Source organism: Streptosporangium sp. NPDC002607, from assembly GCF_053592655.1.
Genome location: NZ_JBSFWD010000026.1, coordinates 76,825 through 86,119 on the forward strand (window position 1 = coordinate 76,825; position 9,295 = coordinate 86,119).

Consider the following 9,295-nt stretch of genomic DNA (forward strand, 5'->3'; position numbering starts at 1 on the left):
TGTTCGAGCGGCGTCAAATAGCGGGCGCCGCCATGCAAGGGAGATTCAACATGCTGATCGCTCAGCGTCCCTCCCTCCTCGAGGAGTCAATCGAGGAGACCCGGTCCAAGTTCATCATCGAGCCGCTGGAGCCGGGCTTCGGCTACACCATCGGCAACTCGCTGCGGCGCACGCTGCTGTCGTCCATCCCGGGCGCGGCGGTGACCAGCATCCGCATCGAGGGCGTGCTGCACGAGTTCACCACCGTGCCGGGTGTGAAGGAGGATGTCACCGACATCATCCTGAACCTCAAGGACCTGGTCGTCTCCTCCGAGCACGACGAGCCGGTGGTGATGTACCTGCGCAAGCAGGGCCCCGGTGACGTCACCGCCGCCGACATCGCGCCCCCGGCCGGTGTCGAGGTGCACAACCCCGAGCTGCGCATCGCCACCCTGAACGGCAAGGCGAAGCTGGAGATGGAGCTGACCGTCGAGCGCGGTCGCGGTTACGTCTCCGCCGCGCAGAACAAGCAGCCGGGCCAGGAGATCGGTCGCATCCCGATCGACTCCATCTACTCCCCGGTGCTCAAGGTCACCTACAAGGTCGAGGCGACCCGTGTCGAGCAGCGCACCGACTTCGACCGTCTGATCCTGGACGTCGAGACCAAGCCGTGCATGAAGCCCCGCGACGCGGTGGCCTCCGCGGGCAAGACCCTCGTCGAGCTGTTCGGCCTCGCCCGCGAGCTGAACGTCGAGGCCGAGGGCATCGACATCGGCCCGTCGCCGACGGACGCGGCCCTGGCCGCCGACCTGGCGCTGCCGATCGAGGAGCTGAACCTCACGGTCCGCTCCTACAACTGCCTCAAGCGCGAGGGCATCCACACCGTGGGTGAGCTCGTGGCGCGCAGCGAGCAGGACCTCCTCGACATAAGGAATTTCGGTGCGAAGTCCATCGAAGAGGTCAAGCAGAAGCTGCACGAGATGACGCTCGCGCTCAAGGACTCCCCGCCCGGGTTCGACCCGAGCGCGGTGGCCGGTGGCGGCTACGACGACGACGACAGCGCCTACGTCGAGACCGAGCAGTACTGATTTTTCTGTAACGGGGATCGTGAGCGACTCCCCGGCCCGACCCCGGTACCTCGTACGGCCGGGGCGGGTTTACTCCCAAGGAGAACGTTATGCCTAGGCCCACCAAGGGTGCCCGTCTCGGCGGCAGCCCGGCCCACGAGCGGCTGATCCTGGCGAACCTCGCCACCCAGCTGTTCCAGCACGGCCGGATCAAGACCACCGAGGCCAAGGCGAAGCGTCTGCGCCCGCTGGCGGAGAAGCTGATCACCAAGGCGAAGAAGGGCGACATGCACAACCGTCGCCAGGTGCTGACGGTCGTCAGGGACAAGGGTGTCGTCCACCACCTCTTCACCGAGATCGCCTCGACCTTCGCCGAGCGTCCCGGTGGCTACACCCGGATCACCAAGGTCGGCCTCCGTAAGGGTGACGCCGCCCCCATGGCCGTGATCGAGCTGGTGTCCGAGCCGCTGAACACGGTCCGCGTCGGCCAGACCCAGGCCAAGGCCGCCCCGGCCGCCAAGGTCGAGGAGACCAAGGCGGAGGAGGCCAAGGTCGAGGAGGCCAAGGCCGAGAGCGCCGAGGAGACCGCCGAGGCGACCGAGGCTCCCGCCGAGGAGACCGAGGCCAAGAAGGACAACGCCTGATCTTTCAGGCCCAGTGAACGGGCCCGGCACTCCCTCCACCGGGATGCCGGGCCCTTTCCGTTCTCCGAGAGTCTTTCGAGAGGAACATCGTGGTGCGGCTGAGGCTGGATCTCGCCTATGACGGGACCGATTTCTCCGGCTGGGCCAAGCAGCCGGGACGGCGTACGGTCCAGGGGGAGATCGAGGAGGCGCTCGGCAGGATCCTTCGGCTTCCCGAGCCTCCGGCGCTGACCGTGGCGGGGCGGACCGACGCGGGCGTGCACGCCCGCGGCCAGGTGGCCCATGTCGACCTGGACGCCGGCGCGCTCGGCGCGCTGGACAGCCGCAACCGCCGCGGGGTGCCCGCCTGGGAGCCCGGATCGGTGGAGGAGCTCGACGAGAGGCTTTCTGCCACGCGCAGGAGGCTCGCCGGAGTCCTCCCCCCAGATGTACGTGTGCATCGCGTCACGGTGGCTCCTGAAGGCTTTGACGCGAGATTCTCGGCACTGTCAAGGCGGTACGCCTACCGGATCTCCGACGCCCCCGGCGGGGTCGACCCGCTCCGCCGCCGCGAGATCGTCTGGTACAACCGGCCCCTGGACGTGGACAGGCTCAACGCGGCCGCCGCCGGTCTCCTCGGTGAGCACGACTTCGCCGCGTTCTGCAAGAGGCGTGAGGGTGCGACCACGATCCGCGAGCTGCAGCGGCTCGACTGGGTCCGCGAGGACGGGCTCATCGTGGCGACGGTCGTGGCCGACGCCTTCTGCCACTCCATGGTCCGGGCGCTCGTCGGGTCGCTGCTGCCCGTCGGTGAGGGCAGGCTCACGGTCGAGTGGCCGCAAGGGGTGCTGTCGCGGGCCGTACGGGACTCGGGGGTGCACGTCGCGCCCGCGCACGGGCTCTGCCTTGAGGAGGTGCGCTACCCCGGCGCCGAGGAGCTCGCCAGGCGGGCCGCGGAGACTCGCCGGGTACGGACGCTCAGTTCGTGACGCGGCGTTCCACGACCTTCGCGGTCTGGTCGCGGAAGGCACCGCTGATCTTGCCCAGGGCCTTCTCCTTGGCCGTCGGTGTGTGGCCGTCACTGTAGGTGGCGTAGCTGAACACGATGTAGCGGCCCCACACCATCCCGGCCGCGTAGCCGCCCGCGATGTGCACCCGCTCACCGCCCGTGCCGGCGGCCGAGGGCAGGCCGCGGAACCAGAGGTTGCGCTCCAGGTCCTTGGCCCGGTCGGCGGCGACCGCGGACTCGCGGGTGGGAAGCACGGCGATCCCGGTGGTCACGGCGTACCTGCGCTTGCTGTCCACGTACGTGGCCCGCAGCACCCGGCGGCATTCCTGGCTGCGCAGGGTGCCGGCGAACCTGCCGGTCGCGGCCTTCTGGCACTGCTCGGTGAGGTTGGTCTTGACCCGGGTGAACGTCGTCCCCGCCACGGACACCTTCTTGACGAAGGCGTCGGCCACGGTCATCTTGCCCGGGTCGGTCTTCTCGGAGTTGAGCATCGTGGTGTTGATCGGCTCGGGCTCACTGGTGATGTCCAGTTTGTCGGTGGGGTCGATCTTTCCCGGACCGAGGATCGGATCCGCCGCGTTCGCCGCCTGCTTGGCGTTGAACGACTGGTAGGCGAAGAAGGCCCCGACGCCGATGCCGACCACCACGACCGCGACCACGGCCGCGAGCAGCGTCGTGCCGGCCTTGCCGCGGGTAGGCGGTGGGGGAGTGGGTGGCGGCTCGGGGGTGAACGCGGAGAGCGGGGTGAACGGCCCGCGCGTCGCCGCCGGGTCGCTCGGGGGTGCCGGCGGCCCGCTCGCGGATGAGGACGTCACCGGCGGGGGAGGGAAGGCGGGGAGCGGGAACGGCGAGGCGACCGCCGGGACGCCGCTGGGCGGGGTCACCTGCTCCGCAGGGGTGAAGAGCGGTGCGGGCGGGCCGGAGGCGGCCGGAGGTGTCCGGACGGGAGCGGTCTGCTCGGTGGCCGGCAGGGACGCCTGCGAGATCGGCTCCGGCTCGGTCGCCACGGGTTGCGCGACGGGTGCGGACACGGGGGGCCGAGCCGCCGGCACGGATCGGTCACTGTCTTGACGGATGTCTTGGCGGATGTCCTGGGAGTCGTCCTGGGGACCGGCGAGGGAGGGGGCGGGAGCCTGGGGTGGCGGGTCCTGGTGGGTGAGGGGGGCCTGCCTGGGTGAGGCGGCGTGGCCGCCGGCCGTCTTCTCGCCCCCGCCACGCTCCTCCTGGAAGACCGCGTCCGGCGGCCAGACGGCGACGTCGCCGGGTTCTCCCGGGCGGGCGACGGTCTCCTCCTGGTCTGTCCACACCGGCTCGCCGGTCGCGGCGGGCCAGGGAGCCTGCTGCCCGGACGAGGGCCAGACCTGCATGCCCGCGGCGGCGGCGGTGAAGGCCGGAGGCGGCTGCCAGGGCGGCGCTCCCGGCACGATGGGCGCGGTGGACAGCGGCGGGCCGTCCTCCGGCTGGGCGTACCAGTCGTAGGGAGCCCCGTCGTCGCCGGGGACCGTCCAGGGCTGGGCCGCGCCCGGATCCGTCTCCGGCCACGCGGAAGGACCGCCGGGCTGCTCATCACCTGCGAGATCGGTCCGCGGCACGTGGGGCGAGGGCTGGCCGAAACTCGGCGGCGGCGTCGCCGGTGTCGCCGAACCCTCGGCTTCATGTCGGTGCTCGGACCCGGATTCCTGGCCACGCATACGCGGCAGCCTAGCGACAGCTGGAGATCGTCATGCGGGTATGGCTGTATCGTCTGCCGGATTCATGCCTGAAAGCGACAGTATGGTCCCGTGCTCAGGGTCGCTTGCCGGTCAACGAACGCGATTCCAGCGCGGGGGTGACGGTCGCGTCCGCCGCTCCGAAGGCCGCCTGGTTCAGTTGCTTGACCTCGTTCTTCTTCGGCAGGTGCCCGTCTTTGTACTGGAACCAGACCATTACCACGTAGTGCCCATGGCGCCACTCGCCAACGAAAGCCTCGCCGGTTCCGAGAAGTTTGGTGACCTTATCCTTACCTGGAAGCGGTTTGATGTACTCTTCCCGCTCCTTGCCCGAACTGGCCGAGACGACCTTGGTCGCCCCCGCTGACGTCTTGAGGTTGGCGACTCCCACGGTTCCGATGATCTTCCCCGAGGCGTCGCGGAAGCTGGCGCGCAGGAGCTGGGTGCACTTGGCGGCGGTGAGGGCCTTCTTCAGCTTGTCCCCCACCACGGCCTCGCCGCACTTCCGGTCCGTCCTGCGTGTGGTCATCAGGTAGTTCTGCTTGCCGATCCGTACCTTCCGGTGTTTGAACACCTCGTTCAGGGTGAGGGCGTACGGGTCGGTGGCGCGGGAGGAGGCGAGGCCGAACTTGCCGTTCGCGATGTTGGCGGGCGGCACGAGGGGGGCCTGGGCCGAGGGGGTCGCCGCCCCGGGCACCGGGGCGGGGTCGGAGTTGGCCAACACGGCCAGGCCGACGCCTCCGGCGATCAGTGCGGCGAGCGCGCCGAGCGCGATGAAGATCGGGCGGCGCGAGCGGGGGCCCTCGTCGTACGGGCTCCACATCTCCTGCCGTGGTCGCTCCTGCGGCGGGGGAGGCTGGACAGGCGGCGTTTGCGGGGGCTCGGGGGCACGGTTGTGCGGCGAGGCGTCGAACCAGTGCTGGCCCTGTGCGGGCGGCGACGCGTCAGGCCGGTTGTAAGGCTGGCGGCGCGGCGGCTCCACGGGAAAACCCATGCGCCGAGCGTAGCCCGGGATCAGGGCCGGTTGGCTCAGGAGTATCCGAAGTCCTGGGTCCACCACGGCCCGTCGGGCCCCTGGACGGCTCCGACGCCGGTGGCGGTGAGCTCGCAGTTGAGGATGTTGCGCCGGTGGCCGCTGGTCTCCATCCAGTTCCGCACCGCCTCGTCGGGAGAGGTGTAGCCGCGCCCGATGTTCTCCGCGCCGCCGTCACGGTAGCCGGTGGCGTCCATCCGCTCCCAGGGCGACGTGCCGTCGGGAGAGGTGTGGGAGAGGCTGCCGGCGGACGCCATCCCGGCCGAGTGCCTCCTGGCGGACAAGATCAGCCTCCGGTCGATGCGGAGCGGCCCGCACCCGGCCCGCCTGCGCTCGAGGTTGACGAGCCTGACGACCTCGCGCTCCATCGCGCCGAGGGCGGGGGTGGTGGCGTCGTCGTCACCGTTGCCGTTGAGCAGGTAGCGAGAGGGGCCGTCGTCGCCGGATCCGCCGAGCTTCGTGTCGGCGTCGTGGGTGGGGCGCGGGCGCCGGTCTGCCGGGACGGTCGGGAGGGCGGAGGGGCGGGCGACCCGGGCGAGCGGAGCCCGCTCCACCTGCCCGGCCAGGGCACCGTTGCTGGGCGTGGGTCTGGTCGACCCGGGGTTGTTCAGATAGATCTGGTCGGCGGCCTCCTCGTCGCGGCTGCCCCGGCCGATGATGAAGCCGACCAGCAGAACCGTCATCAGGCACACGAACACCCCCATACGACGCAGGCGCGCTCGCTGGGTATGCCCGGGGTGAGGAAGCTGCCACATACCGCTATCAAAGATAGAGATGTTTGCGGTGAGGAAAAAGAGAATGATGAGAACGTGTTGGAACCGTCACGGATCCACGTTCCTCGCCGGGCTCCGGTGGTGGGATTCCCGGGAACCGCGGTCTCATGGCTGGTCGCCCGCCCGTGTGTGGCGGTTCCCGGGCACTGCCGGGTCCCGGGTAGAATGCCAGGGGCACCGCCGGAGAGTCATGTCTTTTTGACTCGTGCTCATCCGCGCCGGTACTCTGCTAGTTCGTTGTGTGCGAATTGGTCTCCTCTGCAGACCGATACGCGGCGCGTCCGGCGTCATCTCCTCTGTTCTGGAGACGGAAGGTCCGGGCTGTCGTGTGCCCGCACCTACCGACCCATGTTGCTGTCATCTCCGACAGCGCCGAAGACGCGACCAAAGAAGGCATACGACCGTGCGCACGTACACACCCAAGCCTGCCGAAGTCGAGCGTCAGTGGCACATCATCGACGCCACCGACATCGTGCTTGGCCGGCTGGCCAGCCACGTCGCGATCCTGCTTCGCGGTAAGCACAAGCCGACCTTCGCCAACCACGTCGACACCGGTGACTTCGTCATCATCATCAACGCCGACAAGATCGCGCTGACCGGCAACAAGCTTGAGCAGAAGAAGGCTTACCGCCACTCGGGCTACCCGGGCGGTCTGCGTTCCATGACCTATGGCGAGCTCATGGACAAGCGTCCTGACCGCGCCGTCGAGAAGGCCGTGAAGGGCATGCTGCCCAAGAACGCTCTCGGCCGGAAGATGATCAAGAAGCTCAAGGTCTACTCCGGTTCCGAGCACCCGCACCAGGCGCAGCAGCCGGTGCCCTTCGAGCTCACCCAGATCGCCCAGTAGTCGCTAGCTGCTTGTCGCCAGCAGCGTTGGCCGACGGCCGACGCCGAGTAGGAAAGTTAGAGGAGAACCGTGGCTGAGCCCACCGGTGTCGAGACGCCCATCGAGGGCGATCAGGAAGCGTACTCCGCGGAGGAGTTCCCCTCCGAGTACACCTCCGAGTCCACTGTCAGCGGCGACGTCGCCGTCCGCAAGCCCATCACCACCGGCAACTCGTACGGCACTGGGCGCCGCAAGGAGTCCGTCGCCCGCGTGCGCATCGTGCCGGGCACCGGCAAGTGGACGATCAACGGTCGTACGCTTGAGAACTATTTCCCGAACAAGGTTCACCAGCAGATCGTCAACGAGCCCTTCGTGGTTCTTGGCGCCGAGGACCAGTTCGACGTCATCGCCCGCATCAACGGTGGTGGCGTCACCGGCCAGGCCGGTGCCCTGCGCATGGGTCTCTCCCGCGCGCTGACCGCCCTGGACGTCGAGGTCAACCGCCCGCCGCTGAAGAAGGCAGGCTTCCTGACCCGTGACGCCCGCGCCACCGAGCGCAAGAAGTACGGTCTCAAGAAGGCCCGTAAGGCTCCGCAGTACAGCAAGCGTTAAGTTGGGGCGCCTTTTCGGCACCGACGGGGTACGTGGGGTCGCGGGACGCGACCTCACGGCCGAGCTCGCCATGGACCTGTCCGTGGCCGCGGCTCATGTCCTCGGCGATGCCGGGGCGTTCAGCGCCAGCGTCGGGCGGCGAGGCCGCCCCGTCGCCGTCGTGGGCCGGGACCCCCGGGCTTCAGGAGAATTCCTGGAGGCCGCGGTGGTCGCCGGCCTTGCGTCGTCTGGCGTGGACGTTCTCCGGCTCGGCGTGCTGCCCACCCCGGCGGTCGCTTACCTGACCACGGCTCTCAGAGCCGACATGGGCGTGATGATCTCCGCCTCCCACAACCCCGCCCCGGACAACGGGATCAAGTTCCTCGCCCGCGGCGGCTACAAGCTGCCGGACGCGGTGGAGCACGAGATCGAGCAGCGGGTCGGCGAGAAGTGGGAGCGCCCTGTCGGTGCCTCGGTCGGCCGCGTGCGCGAGGCGTACGGCGAGGCCGACCGTTACGTGTCCCACGTGCTGTCCACGGTGGACTGCCGCCTCGACGGCCTCAACGTGGTCCTCGACTGCGCCCACGGCGCCGCCCACATGGTGGCTCCCGAGGCGCTGCTGCGGGCCGGGGCCACGGTGGAGACGATCGGGGCGCGCCCCGACGGCCTCAACATCAACGCCGGGGTCGGCTCCACCCACCTGGACAAGCTCCAGCAGATCGTCGTCTCCCGCAACGCCGATGTCGGCATCGCCTACGACGGCGACGCGGACCGCTGCCTGGCCGTCTCGCACACCGGCGAGGTCGTCGACGGCGACCAGATCATGGCGGTGCTGGCCATGGCCATGCACGCCGAGGGGAGGCTGGTCGGCGACACCGTGGTGGCCACGGTCATGTCCAACCTGGGTTTCAAGCTCGCGCTCAAGAGCGCGGGGATCGACGTGGTGGAGACCGCCGTGGGCGACCGCTACGTCCTGGAGGCCATGAGGGCGGGCGGCTACAACCTGGGCGGCGAGCAGTCCGGCCACGTCCTCATGCTCGACCACGCCACCACCGGGGACGGCCTGCTGACCTCGCTGCACCTGCTGGCGGTCGTGGCGCGGGCGAAGAAGTCGCTGGCGGAGCTGGCCTCGGTGATGACCCGCCTGCCGCAGGTCCTGGTCAACGTCAAGGACGTCGACCGGGCCAAGGCCTCGGCTCCGGAGCTGGAGGCCGCGGTCGCCGCCGCCGAGTCGGAGCTGGGGGAGACCGGCCGGGTGCTGATCCGGCCGAGCGGCACCGAGCCGATGATCCGCGTCATGGTCGAGGCCGCCTCGGCGGAGCAGGCCGAGCAACTGGCCGGTCGGCTGGCCGAGGTCGTCCGTACGGCCTGCGTCTGAGGGGCCGGTGACCGTCCGGGAGCGACCGCTCTCGGCAGGAATATCGAAAGCACGGCCCGCACTCCGGTGCGGGCCGTGCTTTTTGTCATTCTCTGACTGTCTCGTCAAGTAATGCATGGTTCTGCCCGTCGCCACGCCGGACTTCCCGCTGATTGACACTCTCGGTAGTCGATCAGACACTTTCAGTGGTTGCGGCGAGATTTCCGCCCGGAAACACCACTCATCGAGCCGGTGGCCTGGGCCTGGCCGCCGCACTTCGTGCTGCTCGCGCAGCGCCCGTACGGCGGCAGGCCGCCGGTATCACGAC

The 9,295-nt window shown here is 69.5% G+C and carries 9 protein-coding genes; 6 read left to right on the forward strand and 3 right to left on the reverse strand.

Annotation, left to right across the window (positions count from 1 at the left end):
• Positions 1-50 precede the first annotated feature (50 nt).
• The 3 genes from ACWD3H_RS27225 to truA all read left to right on the forward strand — a co-directional run bounded on the left by ACWD3H_RS27225 (position 51) and on the right by truA (position 2,658).
• Positions 51-1,067 carry a DNA-directed RNA polymerase subunit alpha gene (locus ACWD3H_RS27225; RefSeq protein WP_030912872.1) on the forward strand — a complete coding sequence of 339 codons (1,017 nt, stop codon included), beginning with the start codon at positions 51-53 and terminating at the stop codon, positions 1,065-1,067.
• A gap of 89 nt (positions 1,068-1,156) precedes the next feature.
• Positions 1,157-1,690, forward strand: coding sequence for a 50S ribosomal protein L17 (rplQ, locus tag ACWD3H_RS27230; protein WP_451956990.1), 534 nt, complete (start codon positions 1,157-1,159; stop codon positions 1,688-1,690).
• A gap of 89 nt (positions 1,691-1,779) precedes the next feature.
• Complete coding sequence (gene truA / locus ACWD3H_RS27235) at positions 1,780-2,658, forward strand: tRNA pseudouridine(38-40) synthase TruA (RefSeq protein ID WP_451956991.1); 879 nt, start codon at positions 1,780-1,782, stop codon at positions 2,656-2,658.
• Here truA and ACWD3H_RS27240 read toward each other — a convergent pair.
• The 3 genes from ACWD3H_RS27240 to ACWD3H_RS27250 all read right to left on the reverse strand — a co-directional run bounded on the left by ACWD3H_RS27240 (position 2,648) and on the right by ACWD3H_RS27250 (position 6,103).
• Positions 2,648-4,369, reverse strand: a complete 1,722-nt coding sequence (locus tag ACWD3H_RS27240) for a hypothetical protein (RefSeq protein ID WP_451956992.1) — start codon at positions 4,367-4,369, stop codon at positions 2,648-2,650. The two genes, truA and ACWD3H_RS27240, sit on opposite strands and share 11 nt — an antisense overlap.
• A gap of 94 nt (positions 4,370-4,463) precedes the next feature.
• A complete protein-coding gene (locus ACWD3H_RS27245; RefSeq protein WP_451956993.1) occupies positions 4,464-5,381 on the reverse strand; it encodes a hypothetical protein in 918 nt (305 codons plus the stop codon).
• 35 nt (positions 5,382-5,416) lie between these two features.
• The gene (locus ACWD3H_RS27250; RefSeq protein ID WP_451956994.1) at positions 5,417-6,103 is read right to left on the reverse strand and encodes a CAP domain-containing protein; all 687 of its coding nucleotides are present in this window, start codon (positions 6,101-6,103) and stop codon (positions 5,417-5,419) included.
• 493 nt (positions 6,104-6,596) lie between these two features.
• Here ACWD3H_RS27250 and rplM point away from each other — a divergent pair, with 493 nt between their 5' ends.
• From rplM to glmM, 3 genes are all read left to right on the forward strand, one after another.
• Complete coding sequence (gene rplM / locus ACWD3H_RS27255; RefSeq protein WP_326635561.1) at positions 6,597-7,040, forward strand: 50S ribosomal protein L13; 444 nt, start codon at positions 6,597-6,599, stop codon at positions 7,038-7,040.
• Positions 7,041-7,109: 69 nt separating this feature from the next.
• Positions 7,110-7,631 (forward strand): 30S ribosomal protein S9, encoded by a 522-nt coding sequence (gene rpsI, locus ACWD3H_RS27260; RefSeq protein ID WP_030912863.1) that lies wholly within the window; start codon positions 7,110-7,112, stop codon positions 7,629-7,631.
• Position 7,632: 1 nt separating this feature from the next.
• A complete protein-coding gene (gene glmM, locus ACWD3H_RS27265) occupies positions 7,633-8,988 on the forward strand; it encodes a phosphoglucosamine mutase (RefSeq protein ID WP_451956995.1) in 1,356 nt (451 codons plus the stop codon).
• The last annotated feature ends 307 nt before the right edge of the window (positions 8,989-9,295 follow it).